Origin of the sequence: Empedobacter sedimenti (assembly GCF_030005555.1) — a bacterium.
Taxonomy (GTDB): Bacteria; Bacteroidota; Bacteroidia; order Flavobacteriales; family Weeksellaceae; genus Empedobacter; species Empedobacter sedimenti.
This window is the reverse complement of sequence record NZ_JASCQG010000016.1, coordinates 1-15,144: the sequence shown is the minus strand read 5'-3', so window position 1 is coordinate 15,144 and position 15,144 is coordinate 1. Positions and strand designations below refer to the sequence as shown.

18 protein-coding genes are annotated in these 15,144 nt (G+C 29.8%); 7 read left to right on the top strand and 11 right to left on the bottom strand.

Translation table 11 applies throughout. From position 1 onward, the window contains the following. Positions 1-177 precede the first annotated feature (177 nt). The 6 genes from QHG34_RS13945 to QHG34_RS13920 all read right to left on the bottom strand — a co-directional run bounded on the left by QHG34_RS13945 (position 178) and on the right by QHG34_RS13920 (position 5,775). Complete coding sequence (locus tag QHG34_RS13945; protein ID WP_282630841.1) at positions 178-1,092, bottom strand: helix-turn-helix transcriptional regulator; 915 nt, start codon at positions 1,090-1,092, stop codon at positions 178-180. Positions 1,093-1,211: 119 nt separating this feature from the next. After that, positions 1,212-1,982, bottom strand: a complete 771-nt coding sequence (locus QHG34_RS13940; RefSeq protein WP_282630840.1) for a hypothetical protein — start codon at positions 1,980-1,982, stop codon at positions 1,212-1,214. Between the two features lie 208 nt (positions 1,983-2,190). After that, positions 2,191-2,949 carry a triose-phosphate isomerase gene (gene tpiA, locus QHG34_RS13935; RefSeq protein WP_282630839.1) on the bottom strand — a complete coding sequence of 253 codons (759 nt, stop codon included), beginning with the start codon at positions 2,947-2,949 and terminating at the stop codon, positions 2,191-2,193. A 74-nt stretch (positions 2,950-3,023) separates the two neighbouring features. Next, on the bottom strand, positions 3,024-4,106 hold the full coding sequence (locus QHG34_RS13930) for an ABC transporter permease (protein WP_282630838.1): 1,083 nt from the start codon (positions 4,104-4,106) through the stop codon (positions 3,024-3,026). A 2-nt stretch (positions 4,107-4,108) separates the two neighbouring features. Then, positions 4,109-5,230 (bottom strand): BT_3928 family protein, encoded by a 1,122-nt coding sequence (locus QHG34_RS13925; protein ID WP_282630837.1) that lies wholly within the window; start codon positions 5,228-5,230, stop codon positions 4,109-4,111. Then, positions 5,227-5,775 (bottom strand): DUF1599 domain-containing protein, encoded by a 549-nt coding sequence (locus QHG34_RS13920; protein ID WP_282630836.1) that lies wholly within the window; start codon positions 5,773-5,775, stop codon positions 5,227-5,229. Before QHG34_RS13920 ends, QHG34_RS13925 begins: the two co-directional genes overlap by 4 nt. Positions 5,776-5,828: 53 nt before the next feature. Between QHG34_RS13920 and folP the strand changes: the two genes are divergently transcribed. Beyond that, on the top strand, positions 5,829-6,656 hold the full coding sequence (gene folP / locus QHG34_RS13915) for a dihydropteroate synthase (protein ID WP_282630835.1): 828 nt from the start codon (positions 5,829-5,831) through the stop codon (positions 6,654-6,656). 32 nt (positions 6,657-6,688) lie between these two features. On the opposite strand, the gene QHG34_RS13910 is transcribed toward folP, so the two are convergent. The 3 genes from QHG34_RS13910 to QHG34_RS13900 form a co-directional block, all read right to left on the bottom strand. Continuing rightward, entirely contained in the window at positions 6,689-7,117 is a 429-nt protein-coding gene (locus QHG34_RS13910; protein ID WP_282630834.1) for a hypothetical protein, read from the bottom strand. A gap of 53 nt (positions 7,118-7,170) precedes the next feature. Next, entirely contained in the window at positions 7,171-8,193 is a 1,023-nt protein-coding gene (locus QHG34_RS13905) for a DUF4407 domain-containing protein (protein ID WP_282630833.1), read from the bottom strand. Between the two features lie 99 nt (positions 8,194-8,292). Then, on the bottom strand, positions 8,293-9,354 hold the full coding sequence (locus QHG34_RS13900) for a branched-chain amino acid aminotransferase (protein ID WP_282630832.1): 1,062 nt from the start codon (positions 9,352-9,354) through the stop codon (positions 8,293-8,295). Between the two features lie 80 nt (positions 9,355-9,434). Here QHG34_RS13900 and mnmD point away from each other — a divergent pair, with 80 nt between their 5' ends. The 3 genes from mnmD (at position 9,435) to QHG34_RS13885 (ending at position 11,355) form a co-directional block, all read left to right on the top strand. Next, positions 9,435-10,151 (top strand): tRNA (5-methylaminomethyl-2-thiouridine)(34)-methyltransferase MnmD, encoded by a 717-nt coding sequence (mnmD, locus tag QHG34_RS13895; protein ID WP_282630831.1) that lies wholly within the window; start codon positions 9,435-9,437, stop codon positions 10,149-10,151. A gap of 72 nt (positions 10,152-10,223) precedes the next feature. Beyond that, positions 10,224-11,051, top strand: a complete 828-nt coding sequence (gene prmA, locus QHG34_RS13890) for a 50S ribosomal protein L11 methyltransferase (protein ID WP_282630830.1) — start codon at positions 10,224-10,226, stop codon at positions 11,049-11,051. A 7-nt stretch (positions 11,052-11,058) separates the two neighbouring features. Next, entirely contained in the window at positions 11,059-11,355 is a 297-nt protein-coding gene (locus tag QHG34_RS13885; RefSeq protein WP_185145654.1) for an ATP-dependent Clp protease adaptor ClpS, read from the top strand. Positions 11,356-11,361: 6 nt separating this feature from the next. On the opposite strand, the gene QHG34_RS13880 is transcribed toward QHG34_RS13885, so the two are convergent. Together QHG34_RS13880 and QHG34_RS13875 are read right to left on the bottom strand one after the other, a co-directional pair. Further along, positions 11,362-11,760, bottom strand: a complete 399-nt coding sequence (locus QHG34_RS13880) for a hypothetical protein (protein ID WP_282630829.1) — start codon at positions 11,758-11,760, stop codon at positions 11,362-11,364. A 33-nt stretch (positions 11,761-11,793) separates the two neighbouring features. Then, a complete protein-coding gene (locus tag QHG34_RS13875; protein ID WP_282630828.1) occupies positions 11,794-12,330 on the bottom strand; it encodes an RNA polymerase sigma factor in 537 nt (178 codons plus the stop codon). A 354-nt stretch (positions 12,331-12,684) separates the two neighbouring features. Here QHG34_RS13875 and QHG34_RS13870 point away from each other — a divergent pair, with 354 nt between their 5' ends. From QHG34_RS13870 to QHG34_RS13860, 3 genes are all read left to right on the top strand, one after another. Next, positions 12,685-12,855 carry a hypothetical protein gene (locus QHG34_RS13870; protein WP_282630827.1) on the top strand — a complete coding sequence of 57 codons (171 nt, stop codon included), beginning with the start codon at positions 12,685-12,687 and terminating at the stop codon, positions 12,853-12,855. A 65-nt stretch (positions 12,856-12,920) separates the two neighbouring features. Next, positions 12,921-13,718 carry a hypothetical protein gene (locus QHG34_RS13865; protein WP_282630826.1) on the top strand — a complete coding sequence of 266 codons (798 nt, stop codon included), beginning with the start codon at positions 12,921-12,923 and terminating at the stop codon, positions 13,716-13,718. Then, positions 13,711-14,871 carry a hypothetical protein gene (locus QHG34_RS13860; RefSeq protein WP_282630825.1) on the top strand — a complete coding sequence of 387 codons (1,161 nt, stop codon included), beginning with the start codon at positions 13,711-13,713 and terminating at the stop codon, positions 14,869-14,871. The genes QHG34_RS13865 and QHG34_RS13860 overlap by 8 nt, the downstream gene beginning before the upstream one ends. The last annotated feature ends 273 nt before the right edge of the window (positions 14,872-15,144 follow it).

Below are 15,144 nucleotides of genomic sequence, written 5' to 3'. Positions count from 1 at the left end.
CAAGCGAGTTTCTAATTTTAAAATCTAAATTATTTAATGGAATAGTTGAATTTATCTAAAACTATTATTTCAAATATGAAGGAAACTTTGTAAGATTCTTCATTTCACTAACGTTTCATTCAGAATGACAAATAATAAAATGTCATTCTGAGCTTGTCGAAGAATCTTTTCTATTATTTATGAATACTTTTCCAACGTTTCTTTCAGTATAGTTTTTACTTTTTCTTTCAGTTTTTTTGGTTCAATAACTCTAACAGAACGACTCATCGAAAGAATTTCACTTATAAAATCGTCTGTCAAAAATAATTCAAGACCAATTAAAACTTCATTGTTTTTTGTCTCTAAAATTTGCTGAGATTCGTGTAAAGGCAGAGATTCTAAATATTCGGCTTGTTTTTTAGTCACACTCAATACAATTTTTTCAGGTTTTTCATCTGTCGGAACTATTATTCCGAAAGCAAACTTGTACTTATCATCATAACTAAATTGGATATCATTATCTATTTTATCAGATAAAATTTTCACTTTATTCATTCGTTCCAAACCAAAATTCTTTACTACTCCTTTGTCATCAGCAATCAAATACCAACGATTATTGTGCTCTCTAATTGCTATTGGCGATACTTTACGAATTGTTTCCTTTTCTTCACCAAATTTTTGATAATGAAACTCTATCTTCTTTTTAGATTGAATCGCTTGTACAATATCAGGCAAAAATTCAGAACGTTTTGGTTTTCGTTTTTCCAAATACACAATAGATTCGAGTGAATTGGTCAATTTAAGAGCTGAAAAACTATTGATTTCTTCTAAGGTTTTCAAAAATAAGTCATCACTATAATTATCTTGAATAATATAATACCCGCGCTGACTGCGACTATACATAATATCAACACCCAAAATATTTCTAATCTCTCGAATATCACGTTGCAGCGTTCGTTTTGAGAAATTAAATTCTAATGTATCATCTTGAATTTGTAACATTTCGAATTGACGTTCCAAAAAACGTTCAAGATCTTCGAATGAACAATACTTTTGTTGGGATAATTTTCGAACAATATTGAAATAACGTGCGATATAACCTTGTTTTGACATTGTGTTGTAAGTATTTGAACAAACTTAAGCCATCTACAACTAAAAACAAAAAAAAGTAACATTCATTAAAATGTTACTTTTTTCTTCATTACTTAATAATGAAAGATTCGAAAAAACGGTTATTTTTTCTGTTTTTTAACTTTCGTTTTTACATCTTTCGCAGCTTGCTTCACATCTTGTGCAGCCTCTTCTGCAACTGCAACTGCTGAATCTGCAACTGCGCTAGCTGTATCTACTGTTGCAGTAACTGTTTCTGCTGCTGCATCTACTGGTGTTCCTCCATCAATTTGAGCTGTTTCAATAAAACTAGAAAGTTTATTTACAATTTCAGCATTAGATGTTGGTTCATTTTTAACCTTAACACTTAAAAAGATTGAAGGAGCTGCGTTATCTTGAATATAATTTGATTCATTTTGATATACTCCATCATTTTTAACAACTGTAGAATTTAAATTCTCTGTTAATTCCTTAGCTACTTTTGCAGTTTCATTAAAAGCAACATTTTGTTTGAAAACAACTGCAGCTACTTTATTTGTATTATCATCAGTTTTCTCAAAATTTAATGTCATAATCAACTCTGGCTTCAAACTATCGATGATTGATCTTTTTTCTTCATCTTTTAAACCTTTCGTTAAGTCTTTCCATAAAAGAACTTGTACATTTTCTTTATTTAAAGACTCTAACTTCGTTTTAAATTCTGTTGCGATGTTAGTTCCAGAAGCTGCTGCAATATTGTCAACAATATCTAAAATAACAACTTTTGGTGCATCTTCAACAACTTTGTGTGATGATGTTTGTGCTGTTACAACTGGAACTTCATTTATGGTAGTAAAAGAGAAAGAAACTAACCCTATTGCTACGACTCCTAATACTTGCGTCAATTTTTTCATAATAAATGTGTTTTGTTTTAAAAAATGATACTTTTTTAATAGTTAGTACACTTAGCATTTTGCAGACATTGTTCCGTAAAATCTTAATAAATGATAATAAATGTTATAGTTTTCTTAAAGCAAAAAAGTTTTCGCAATCAATCCCTGATGAATAGAGGGATAGAATTAGAAATAAAAAAAGCTCAATTTTTTCAATTGAGCTTATATTTTATTTACATGCAGAAATTATCTGCACAAAATCGTCATATTTTAGAGATGCTCCTCCTACAAGACCACCATCAATATCTGGTTGAGCAAATATTTCGTTAGCATTCTGTGCATTTATACTACCACCATACAAAATACTTGTTTTGTTCGCAACCTCTACACCAAATTCATCATTTAATACTTTTCTTATAAATGCATGAATTTCTTGCGCTTGCTCTGGCGATGCAGTTTTACCAGTTCCTATTGCCCAAACTGGTTCATAAGCAATAATCAAACGAGAAAGATCTTCTGTTTTTTGAGAAACTAAAGCTTCCATAATTTGAGTTTTAACAACATCAAAATGTTTTTCAACTTCACGTTCTTCTAATTTTTCTCCAACACAAAGAATTGGATTAATTTGATATTTAAATGCTTGCTTTAGTTTTTGAGCAATCATAATATCTGTTTCTCCTTGGTATTCTCTACGTTCAGAATGTCCTATAATCGCAAAATCTAACCCAATACTATCTAATTGTTCTGCAGAAACATCTCCTGTATAAGCTCCTTTATCATGAGCAGAGATATCTTGTGATGATATTTTGATATATTGTTCATCAACACCTTCTAACAATGTTTGCAAATAAAGTGAAGATGGAGCTATGACTACTTGAGCGATTGGATGATTGTCTGCCACCCACGCATTAAGATTAGTTGCTAAATGAATTGCTTCTTCAAAATTTAAATTCATTTTCCAGTTTCCTGCAACAATTTTATCTCGCATAAATGTGTATTTTGATTGATTTGGTTATTAATATTACTTGCAATATAATTATTTCTGATGATATAAAAACTGATTTATTTTATGCGAACACGTGGATCTAAAATTCCGTAAAGAATATCGACCAAAATATTAATCACAATAAACATCACAGCAATTACTAAAACAGCTCCCATAACAATTGGTAAATCTAATGTATTTAGTGCATTTACGATTTCTTTTCCTAAACCATTCCAGCCAAAAACAAATTCTACAAAAACAGAACCTGCCAACATCGAAGCGAACCAACCCGAAATTGCTGTCACAACTGGATTAAGTGCATTTCTTAACGCATGTTTTGTTATAACCGTTTTTCTTGAAAGTCCTTTTGCAAAAGCTGTTCGGATATAATCTTGGTTCAAAACCTCTAACAACGAATTACGCGTTAATTGTGTAAAAACCGCTAACGGACGAGATCCTAATGTAATTGCTGGAAGAATAAGATTTTTCAACATCAAATGTTTTCCTTCTCCCAAATCATCCACTTCATACAGACTTCCAATCATATTCAGTCCTGTGATATCGTGCATCAAAAATGCAAAAATATAGGCAATGATAATCGCAGAAAAGAAAGACGGAATACTCATCCCAAAACTCGTAACAACCAGTAAAACTCTGTCAACCCACGTATCTTTCATCAGAGCAGAAACAATTCCTAACGCAACCCCAATTATCGTTGCAATAATAATAGCCGCAATTGCTAAAACCATTGTATTTGGTAACGTTTCGCCAATAATTGTACTGACACTTTTGCCTTGTTTTTGAAAAGATTCGCGTAAATAAGGCGTTTTCAAAACCATTTCATTTGTTCCGAAATCCATTAATTTTGTGTAATTGTATTTATCAGAACTTAATGAAGTATACGTCGTATTGTTTTCGTCAATATTATGAAATGAAATCGGCGATAAATCATTTATATAAAAAGCATATTGTTTCCATAAAGGTTGATCTAAACCTAAGTTTTTTCTAATTTGAGCCAATTGTTCAGGATCTTCTTTTTGATCGAGCATCATACGCGCAGGATCTCCAGGAAGTACCGAAAATAATAGAAAAACTACAGTCACAACACCAAAAAGCGTTAGAAATCCGTAGAAAATTTTATTTAAAATATAATTAATCACTTTTAAAACAATTCTTCTAATTGATTAATTGATGGAAAATCATTGTTATGATATTTCGCTTTTACTGTTCCTTTTTCTAAAATCATCACTCCTGGATTTGAACGAATAATTGTTTTCATTGTTGTTTGATCCATGAAACAGTTCTCCAATTCTAAACCTTTAATTGGATTATTCGAAACTGCTGTCACAACAAAACCTTTTGCCTTCGCTTCTTTTCCTAAAGTATTCAATTTTGCAATTTGTTCCTCATTTACCTTTTCAACAAAAGGAATGACAAAAACAAACACTTTTTGCGCATTTAAAATTTCAGAAGTTTTATCAACACCATTGCAATCAAAATTAAAATCGTGAATTGGTGGTTCGTAACCTTTTTTCTCTACAATTGTACGCGTTTTATCCGCTTCAATCACCCAAGGTGTTCCATGTTTGTACCACTTGTCATCCGCAATATATTGCGCATCGTCAATTTCAACAACCTTTCCATCTACACTATTTTTCATGGTGTAAATCGTTTTATACGTTGTTGGTTTCAAACCTAATTCTTGCGGAGATTTCATTCCTTCGACCAAATTTTTCCCAACTGCATAAGGTCTAAAATCGATAATTGGCAAATGATTAATTCCGATATAAGCAATAATTGCAGAACCTAAAATTGTTATAAAATTGATTGCGTAATTCGCTTTTTCAACAAATAAAGGTTTAATATATTTTTGACCAATTACTAAAATAATTATCAACACTAATAACACAACATCTTTGTAAAATGATGTCCAAGGTTCTAATTTTAGCGCATCACCAAAACATCCACAATCCGTTACTTTATTGAAATAAGCTGAATAAAATGTCAAGAATGTGAAGAAAATAATCGTTAACAATAAAGCTATTGTTGTAAATCTTTTCCAAACGCCAAGTAATAATAAAACACCTAAAATTATTTCAAAAATGGAGAAAAATGTTGCCAAAGGCAAACTCAAACTTTCTAAAAATGGAATATTAAGAACTGTTGGCGAAAAATATTCTTCTAATTTGAAACTTAATCCAATTGGATCAACGTTTTTTACAAATCCAGAAATTATAAAAATGACACCAACTATAATTCGGGCAAATTGAACTAAATATTTCATGAAGTTTTCTTTTCGTTAATTAAAATCATTGCGAAAATCGAATAATTAATCATATCCAAATAATTTGCATCCAAACCTTCAGACACAATTGTTTTTCCTTTATTATCTTCGATACTTTTTGTGCGCAAAACTTTCTGATAAATTAAATCTGTGATCGAACTAACACGCATATCTCGCCAAGCTTCACCATAATCATGATTTTTTCTCATCATCAAATCATGCGCGATTGTTGCGTATTTATCATAAAAATCGATCGCTTGTTCATCTGTCAAATCTGGCTGATCTGCGAAACCAAGTTCTAGCTGTATCAATGCCATAATCGAATAATTAACGATCGCCACAAATTCTCCTTCTTCGTCTTCATCAACCAAACGCTCCGTAGCTTCTTGCAACGTACGAATGCGATTTACTTTGATAAAAATTTGATCTGTCAACGATGGTAAACGCAGTACACGCCAAGCCGGACCGTAATCTTGTAATTTTTTTGTATATAAATCTCGACAAACAGAGATGATTTCTTTAAATTGAATTGAGGTATTTTTCATAATTTCGTTTCGATTTCAAAAATAATTGAAATTGCTTAAAGAACTTCTAAGATATGACAATTAATTGTAATGGTCGTTTGATTGATTTGAACGAGCCTAAAATTATGGGAATTTTGAATACAACGCCAAACTCTTTTTATGATGGTGGTAGTAATCAATCTATGAATTTGATTTTAGAAAAAGTTGAAAAACATTTGTCCGAAGGTGCCGATATGATTGATATTGGTGGTTATTCGACAAAACCTGGAGCTGAAAATATTTCGGAGCAAGAAGAAATTGATAGAACTGCACCAATTATCGAAAAAATTATTGAAGAATATCCAGAATTGATTATTTCGATTGATACTTTTCGAGGAAATGTGGCACGCGAAGCTGTTAAAGCTGGCGCTTCTATTATAAATGATGTTTCGGGTTGGGAATTGGACGAAAACATGTTTGATGCAATCAAAGAACTTAGAGTTCCATACATTTTGATGCACATGAAAGGAACACCGAAAACAATGCAAAATAATCCTGAATATGCAGATATTACGCTGGAAGTAAACGAATATTTTTCGCAAAAAATTGCTCAATTAAAAGCTGCAAAAGTAAATGATATTATTTTGGATCCTGGTTTTGGTTTTGCCAAAACATTGGATCATAATTACGAATTATTCAGTAAAATGGAAACTTTAGGTTTTTGTGAGTTTCCATTATTAGTTGGAGTTTCAAGAAAATCGATGATTTATAATTTATTCGAAACAACTCCGCAAGAAGCTTTAAACGGAACTTCTGTTCTGAATATGGTTGCGTTACAAAAAGGTGCAAAAATTTTGCGTGTGCACGATGTAAAAGAAGCAAAAGAAACGTTACAAATCTTCAAGAAATTGAATCAAAAATAAAGAAGAAAGCCACTAAAAAGTGGCTTTTATTTTTAATCAATGATTTTACTATTTGGAAAGAAAACTTTGAACGTATCTACAATGTTGATATCCGAAGTCAAAATTTGCCAATGTGAATCTTTTACGAATTCAAACACGACTTCATTGTCATATAAATTTTCGTCCTCAATATTTACATGCAAATTATTTTCTTTTCTATCTCCAATAATCAGCGCTTCCGTTACATGTTCCATTTTATAACATAAACTTTCTAACTGATCATATTCCACAAAAATTCCGTCTTGTTGATCAATCACTTCTTGCAATTCGAAAACCGAATATTCGTCTGTTTCACTTTCACCATCAATCCAAAGTAATTTCCAAAAATAATCTTGAATATCTTTTATAGGAGCAATCACCTCTTCCATTCGTTGAATTTGGTTTTCATCTTCTCCGTAAATTTCTATTTTATAAGTTTCCATATCTTGTGCAAAATTAAAAAAGTAACTTCAATTAGAAGTTACTTTTTCATTATTTATGCTTTTTCAAATTCGTGTTTGACTCGTTTTTCAGATTTAATATCCATAATCTGAATCGATTCTTTACTAAAAATCTTGAACGAATGTTCATGTTTTTCTAAGAGAAAATCATAAGGTCCTTTTGGCGCAATTAATTTCACTAAAACTGGTGCAGTTTCTAACGAGATAAACACAAGAGCTATAAAAATAGCTGCAGTTCCTAAAATTGGATTATTAACTGACAATTCGTCTAAAGCCTGCATACGTGCTGCAAAACCATTGTAATTCTCTTCCGTTGGTTTCGCCGCATCAATTTCTTTCTCTTTTGCAACATTCAATCGATCCAATTCTTTGTTAATTTCAGCCAAACGAGGCGCAGATTGTTGAATATAGGTTTCGATTTCGGCTGCTTTTTGCTTTTTCAATTCTGCTTTTCTTTTCGCATTTGGTCCATAACCTTCGCGTCCAGTAGTTGTTTCGGTTTGAGTCCCTACAACTTCTTTTTCCAATTCGGTAGAAGCAGAATTATATTCAGCTCTTAATTTATCAATCTCTGCATAAATTTCTTTTCGTTCATTCGAAAAAGGCGTTCCTAATTCTACATAACGCGCATCAATTCCTTTTTGTAATTCGGCTTTATTACGATTGACAATAATATTTAATTGCTTGTTAATTTCTTTCTCGAAAATTTTTAATTCTAACGGTTTCGAAATCACAATACCTAATAAAACAGCAACCAAAATACGTGGTAAAGCAATAAAAAACTGACGAAAAAATCCACCTGATTTTTTCATTGATGTGACAATATATCGGTCAAGATTAAAAATCATCAATCCCCACAACAAACCAAAACCAGTTGCTGCATATATATTATCAAAAACAGTATTCAGTGCATATCCAGCAGACAAAGCCGCCAAAATTCCTGTAAATAATATGACACCTCCAATACCTACGTGTTTGTTGATATCTGTTGGTGTTTTTTTCAAGAGTTCAAGACTACTCCCTGAACAGATGATTAAAAATTTCTGTAGTCCATTCATTTTGCAAATATAGTACTTTGTATAACATATTATTAAATATCGTGCCAAAAAAAGCTGACAATCAAATTGTCAGCTAAATATTATAAAACTTACTTAAAATTAAGCTTGTTCTTCAATTTTAATTCTCCATCCGTAAGGATCTTCTGCTAATCCGTATTGGATGTCTTTTAATTTTGCTTTCAATTGTAATGCGAAAGAATCTTCTTCAGCTAAAGCAGGTAATTGAGCACGCTCTTCACCAAAACCTACTGCATCATATTGTGTAATTACAACTGCTGTTCCACAACCAAAAACTTCTTTTAATTCTCCAGCTTTGTAAGCTTCATACATTTCTTGTACTTCTACAGGACGTACTTCTACTTCGTAACCATTGTCTTTAGCTAAAGTTAAAACAGAATCACGCGTAACTCCATTCAAAATACGCTCAGAAGTTGGCGCAGTTAAAATTTTGTTTCCGATTCGAACCATTACGTTCATTGTACCAGCTTCTTCGATAAATTTATGTTCGATAGAATCTGTCCAAATCACTTGATCATAACCATCTTTTTGCGCTTCAGAAGTTGGAAAAAATGATCCAGCATAGTTTCCTCCACATTTTGCAAAACCAACACCACCTTGTGCAGAACGGCTATAGTAATCAGCAATTTTAACTGACAAAGGTTTGTCATAATAATTTGGAGCGTAAGCTAATAAAATAGCAAAAATAAACTCGTTAGATGCTCTTGCAGAAACAGCTTCTTCTGTTGCGAACATTACTGGACGAATATATAATGACGTCCCGTAATCTTTTGGTACCCATTGACGATCGATATCAATAATAGCTTCTAAACCATCAATAAAAATTTCTTTCGGTATTTGAGGCATATTAAGACGTGCCGCAGATAAATTAAAACGCTCGAAGTTTTTCTCTGGACGGAAAATAAATACTTCTTCGTTATCATTTTTGTAGGCTTTCATCCCTTCAAAAATTGTTTGACCATAATGGAAAGACATCGCTGCTGGTGTCATTGTAATTGGTCCATAAGGAACAATTTTAGGCTCATCCCATTTACCATCTTTGTAATGCGCGATTAACATATGGTCTGTAAACTCTTTACCAAAAACAGTAGAGTCGAATACTGAATCGTTAAATTTTGATTCAGCAATTTTTTCTATAATCATTTTACGATATATTTTGTTTGTGCTTACCAAAGGTACATTTTATTTGCACTTTTTCATAATAAATATCATAACTTTCGACAATGAAAAGGATAATTCGAGAAACGGAAGATGGTTCAAAAACTATCTATATTGAAGATTGGGACGAAACTTATCATTCAATACATGGTGCTGTACAAGAGGCTTTACATGTATTTATACAAAATGGTTTTCACCACTTTATAGAAAACAAACTTCCTATTAAAATTATTGAAATTGGTTTAGGTACCGGACTTAATTCTTTTATCACTTTAATGGAAGCTGAGAAACATAAAATTCCTGTGCAATATGTTGGAATTGAAAAATTCCCGGTTTCTGATGAAGAATTCGAATTGGTGAATTATTTCGAAAATGTTTTCAAACTTTATCCGGAATTTAAACATCGAAAAGAAGAATTTTCAGCTTATTATCAACAATTATTTCATTCGAGTTGGGAAAATTGGCATAAAATTTCACCTTATTTTGAGTTTAAAAAAGTAGAAGAAGATTTTTTCAATCTGAAAAATATCAACGAAAATAATTTTGATTTGGTTTATTTTGATGCGTTTGGTTCTCGTGTACAGCCAGAATTATGGGAAAAAGAATTGTTAGAAATTGTTGATTCTTTAACTAAAAATACTGCCATTTTTACGACTTATGCAGCGAAAGGAACCATAAAAAGAGGATTGAAAGATTTGGGTTATATTGTACAAAAACGTCCTGGACCTCCAGGAAAACGTGAAATGATGGTTGGTCTAAAAGAGTTTCCATTTGATAAATAATCTGCTTTATCATTAATTATAAAAATCGTAAATTTGCACCGGAAAAATAATTTTAGTTTTCCAAATTTTTTTATGACAAATTATATCGAATATAAATTTAAAGTTGCGGAAGTAGAGCCTTTTAATGAAATAATTATTGCAATGATTTCTGAATTACCTTTTGAAAGTTTTGTTGAAAACGAAGAAGGTTTTGATGCTTACATGCCAAAAACTGACGAAAATATTGACCAAGTAAAAGAAGTGATTGACTCTATCGAGGGAATTGATTTTTCTTACACACGTCAAGAAATTGAACAACAGAACTGGAATGCAACTTGGGAAGAAAATTTTACTCCAATTTTAGTGAACGACCAATGTTTGATTCGTGCAGAATTTCATGAAACAATCGAAAATATTCCGTACGAAATTATCATTCAACCAAAAATGTCTTTTGGAACTGGACACCACTCTACAACACACTTGATGGTAGAATATATCTTGGAAACTGAATTTGCTGGTAAAGATATTTTGGACATGGGTTGTGGAACGTCAATTCTTGCAATTTTAGGAATGAAACGTCATGCAAACTATGCCGAATGTATTGATATTGACGAATGGGCTGTGGAGAATTCTATCGAGAATGGAAAACGAAATGGTGTTAGTTTGGATGCGAAAATGGGTGATAATTCACTTTTGGGAAGCAAACAATTTGACATTATTTTAGCAAATATCAACAAAAATATTTTGATCAGTCAAATTCCTTCTTATATAAACGTTTTGAATGAAAATGGAGATTTATTTTTAAGCGGTTTGATGGAACAAGATTTTGATGATATCTTAGCTTTTTGTACAGAAAATGGTTTAAAATTTGTATCTAAAAAACAACGAAATGAGTGGATTGCTCTTCATTTCAAAAAATAAAAATCTTATGATAAAATACGCAACACAACCCATGTGGGAAACGGAAAAAGATTCGGCTGTTGATGTATTAGAACAGGAATCGCACAAATATCAAATTATTGTTTACAATGACGATGTGAATACTTTTGATTGGGTAATCGAGTCGTTGATTGATGTTTGTGAACATACGCCAGAGCAAGCGGAACAATGTTCTATTTTGATTCACTACAAAGGTAAATGTGAAGTTTTGACTGGTGAGTTAGAAGATTTAAAACCTCGATGCACAGAGTTATTGAACCGAGGTTTGAGTGCAGAAATTATTTAGAATTTCTTAATAATCATATAAAGCATAATCAGAATCGTCTAATGTTACATTGGACGATTTTTTGTTTTGATCGACTGCTATGTACGAATCATAAATCTTTTCGTAAACTTGATTTTCGACTAAATCTGCCGCTTTTTCTTCTCTAATATTCATCACAAAAGGAATTGCAACTAAAGCAATCAAAATTATACATGCTGCAGCCCACCAAATATTAAAATCGATTAATTTAGATTTTTTTGCTGGAATATTTTGAGCTAATATATCTTGCTCCAAATCATCAAAATAATTGTGTGGAGTAATAAAACTTGTTTTATTTGTTATGGTATGTAGAAAAATCTGATCATCTAAATTCTCAAAATAATTATCAGGAATTTTAAATGAATTTTTCTGTACTTTATTTTTCATATTATCTATTAGACAAAATATTATATAAAAGGTTTAATCTTCAGCTTCTAAAAATTCTTTAATTTTAGTTACTGCATGATGATATGATGCTTTAAGCGCACCTACTGAAGTTCCTAGTATTTCAGAAATCTGTTCATATTTCATCTCATCATAATATTTCATCAAAAAAACAGTTCGTTGTTTTTCGGGTAAACTTGCAATTGCTTGTTGTAACTTATGATCAATTTTATCTCCATCATAATATTCATCAGAGGTTAAATTATCTGATATTGAAATGGAGTATTCTTCAAAAGAAACATTTTTTTCCTTTGCATTTTTATTGATAAAATTGATTGTTTCATTATATGTGATTCTAAAAATCCAAGTAGAAAGCTTAGATTCACTTTTAAATGTACCGAGATTCTGAAAAATCTTTATAAAAACATTTTGTGTTACATCATCTGCATCTTCGTGTATCAAAACCATTCGTCTAATTTGCCAATAAACTTTTTGTTTATATTCTTTTACAATTAACTTAAAAGCTTCCTCAAACTTGTTTGATTCTATATATTTTATGATTTCTAAATCCAATTGAGAAAATTAAGACACTAAAGTATTAATTTTAATCATCAAATGCACTAAAAAAAACAGAATTAGAATTTATAAATACTTATTACTTGTTTATTTTTTTAACAAACGTATAACGTATTTATTTTAAATATTTTAAAAACTGAATAAAATGTTTTTTTTACTAATATTAATTCTATATTTGGTGTAACCAAACCAAACTAATATTACTATTACCTATGAACAACACACTTCATATTGTAGATTAATTATCTAAAATTAATTCACATTTCCTATTTAAAATTTTAAGCTGTATTTATAATATCAGCTAAATTTATACTAAACCAAATTTTTTAACCATTTAAAAACTATTTAATTATGAAAAAGTCAATCAAAGATTTTCAAGTAGAAAAATTAGAAAACAGAAAAGAGTTTATTTTTTACTGCTTACCAAAGTATGTATGTGAACCTAAACCAACACCTCCATGTAATCCAGACGATAATAATGGTGGAGGACCAAGAATCAATATTGGTATTGGTGGAAAATAATAAAAAAGCTCAGTTTTTACTGAGCTTTTTTTAGCTATTTCATATAATTAAGCAATTTAAAATCAATGAATAATATTAATCAACTTTTTTTTAAAGACATTGTAGATTACTTAACTGAGGGTTACGAAATTAACACAGAAAAATTAACCAGCTTAGATTTAATTTCTAAAACATACTATAGTTATATCGTTACTCTAGATAATTTACTTGATCAAGATATTAAAATAGATGATGAACTATTAAAACATAATCCATTAAGTAATCTTACTGAACATCATGAAATTTGTATAAAGAATCTTATCAAATTGTACGGAGAAGATTCGCCTATTTTTAAAAGTAAAAAAAAATACTCTGATCTGTATTTTAATGAGTTAATTAAAGAAAAATTATTCAATTTTGACACAATTCTATCAAAAAAACAATTTGAAGAATTAGCAATTAATAAGCATATTCCAGTTTTCTTTATTGTTGATGGAATACAATTATTAAAAGATAATTATCCATCAGAACGTGTGAAAGAAATGCTGAAGCATATTTTTTCAGCAATCCAAATGTATGATGATATTACTGATATTGGTGAAGATTTAGTTAATAATCAAATTACGTATATCATATCAAAAACAATTCAAAATTTGAAATTGGATCATGATTATTACCCTGACAATAAAACGTATACACACAAGGCTTTTTTTGCAGTCGAAGAATTAAGCAACCCAGAATTTGACTATATTAATAATCAATTTACATCTGCAATAACCATTGCAAAAGAGATCAAATTGTTGAAACTTGTAGATTGGATTTCTATTATTAATGCACAAATAAATGATTGGAAATTACAAATAGAAGAAATACGTAATGCATAATACTATTTTAGATAAAAATATAACATTCACTAAAAAGAAAGATAATTGGATACTTGAGCACTCCGAAAAATACTTTGTGGTTAGTGATGAAATAAAATTATTAATTGAAATATTAAAGAAAAACAATTCTGATATTAATGAAGCTTACAATGATTTTATTGAACAATTTGAACATGTTTCGAAAGAAGAGTTCAACCAAATTATTGAACAAAATTTAATTAATCTAGAATTAGATCGCGAACATATTGAAAATAATAAAAAAGAAAAATCATTTATATTATTTGAAACTAAAATTTTATCAAATGAAAGTTCTGCTAAATTATCAAAATTAATACAACCACTCTATCACCCAACTTTTTTTTGGATTTCATTTACAATATTGATTTCTCTTTCTATTTATAATATTTTTTCGACAAAGCAAATTCATCTCGAAAAAAAATATATCTTTCTTCTATTCTTCACATACATTATAACAGCACTAATACACGAAATAGGTCACATTGCAGCATGTAATAGATTTACTAAAAAAAATGGTGAAATAGGTATTGGAGTATATTTTATATTCCCTGTATTTTATTCAAACATAACATCAATTTGGACTGCTACAAAACAGCAACGAATAATTACAAATTTAGCAGGTGTATATATCCAACTTTATATAATAGCTTTTTTCTATTTGTATTCTCTTTTAACAGGAAATTTACAAATACAAGCCATAGTTGTTATTAGTAGCATTATTATACTTTACCAACTTATTCCTTTTATAAGAACAGATGGTTATTGGATATTATCAGATATAACAAATTCACCAAATCTATTAGCAAATAGTAGTAAACAACTATATAGCTTTATTAAAAATCCATTGAAATATAAATTAGCAAATAAGAAAACATTATTAGAACTTACATATGGATTGTTAAATCAACTATTCATGTTATACATTGTGATTAATATTTTGATTAACTATAATACAAAACTTATAAAGTTTCCAATTGAACTTATAAAAACTATAATAAATCAACCAAATCAAATATTTGAATATGTAAATAATAATTTTCAATTAATACTAATTACAATCATATTTTATATGATTGTATTCAATCAAATAAAAAGAATAATTCCTAATAAGGATAAAACAGAACAAAATCATTAGAGTTTATTATTAAAAATAATATCTAAAATTTATTATTTTAAGTTAAACTTAAAAACTGTCATTCAGAACGTACAAAAGTGAAGTGAAAATCTTATGATTTTTGCACCCTGGCGGAGTCGAAGGGTAAACAATAGCCCTTTGGATTATAGGAGTATTATTTAAGAGTAATACTTCGTACATTTTTCTTAATACATTCTACTTTGTACACTTTACAAAAAAGTATAACCACAAAAAAGCCTCAAGAACTAAATCTTGAGGCTTTCAATAAAAACT

Excerpts from the sequence above, each read along its gene's own strand:
- QHG34_RS13945 (WP_282630841.1), bottom strand. The coding sequence starts at position 1,092 with ATGTCAAAACAAGGTTATATCGCACGTTATTTCAATATTGTTCGAAAA.
- QHG34_RS13940 (WP_282630840.1), bottom strand. The coding sequence starts at position 1,982 with ATGAAAAAATTGACGCAAGTATTAGGAGTCGTAGCAATAGGGTTAGTT.
- tpiA (WP_282630839.1), bottom strand. The coding sequence starts at position 2,949 with ATGCGAGATAAAATTGTTGCAGGAAACTGGAAAATGAATTTAAATTTT.
- QHG34_RS13925 (WP_282630837.1), bottom strand. The coding sequence starts at position 5,230 with ATGAAATATTTAGTTCAATTTGCCCGAATTATAGTTGGTGTCATTTTT.
- QHG34_RS13920 (WP_282630836.1), bottom strand. The coding sequence starts at position 5,775 with ATGAAAAATACCTCAATTCAATTTAAAGAAATCATCTCTGTTTGTCGA.
- folP (WP_282630835.1), top strand. The coding sequence starts at position 5,829 with ATGACAATTAATTGTAATGGTCGTTTGATTGATTTGAACGAGCCTAAA.
- QHG34_RS13910 (WP_282630834.1), bottom strand. The coding sequence starts at position 7,117 with ATGGAAACTTATAAAATAGAAATTTACGGAGAAGATGAAAACCAAATT.
- QHG34_RS13905 (WP_282630833.1), bottom strand. The coding sequence starts at position 8,193 with ATGAATGGACTACAGAAATTTTTAATCATCTGTTCAGGGAGTAGTCTT.
- QHG34_RS13900 (WP_282630832.1), bottom strand. The coding sequence starts at position 9,354 with ATGATTATAGAAAAAATTGCTGAATCAAAATTTAACGATTCAGTATTC.
- mnmD (WP_282630831.1), top strand. The coding sequence starts at position 9,435 with ATGAAAAGGATAATTCGAGAAACGGAAGATGGTTCAAAAACTATCTAT.
- prmA (WP_282630830.1), top strand. The coding sequence starts at position 10,224 with ATGACAAATTATATCGAATATAAATTTAAAGTTGCGGAAGTAGAGCCT.
- QHG34_RS13885 (WP_185145654.1), top strand. The coding sequence starts at position 11,059 with ATGATAAAATACGCAACACAACCCATGTGGGAAACGGAAAAAGATTCG.
- QHG34_RS13880 (WP_282630829.1), bottom strand. The coding sequence starts at position 11,760 with ATGAAAAATAAAGTACAGAAAAATTCATTTAAAATTCCTGATAATTAT.
- QHG34_RS13870 (WP_282630827.1), top strand. The coding sequence starts at position 12,685 with ATGAAAAAGTCAATCAAAGATTTTCAAGTAGAAAAATTAGAAAACAGA.
- QHG34_RS13865 (WP_282630826.1), top strand. The coding sequence starts at position 12,921 with ATGAATAATATTAATCAACTTTTTTTTAAAGACATTGTAGATTACTTA.
- QHG34_RS13860 (WP_282630825.1), top strand. The coding sequence starts at position 13,711 with ATGCATAATACTATTTTAGATAAAAATATAACATTCACTAAAAAGAAA.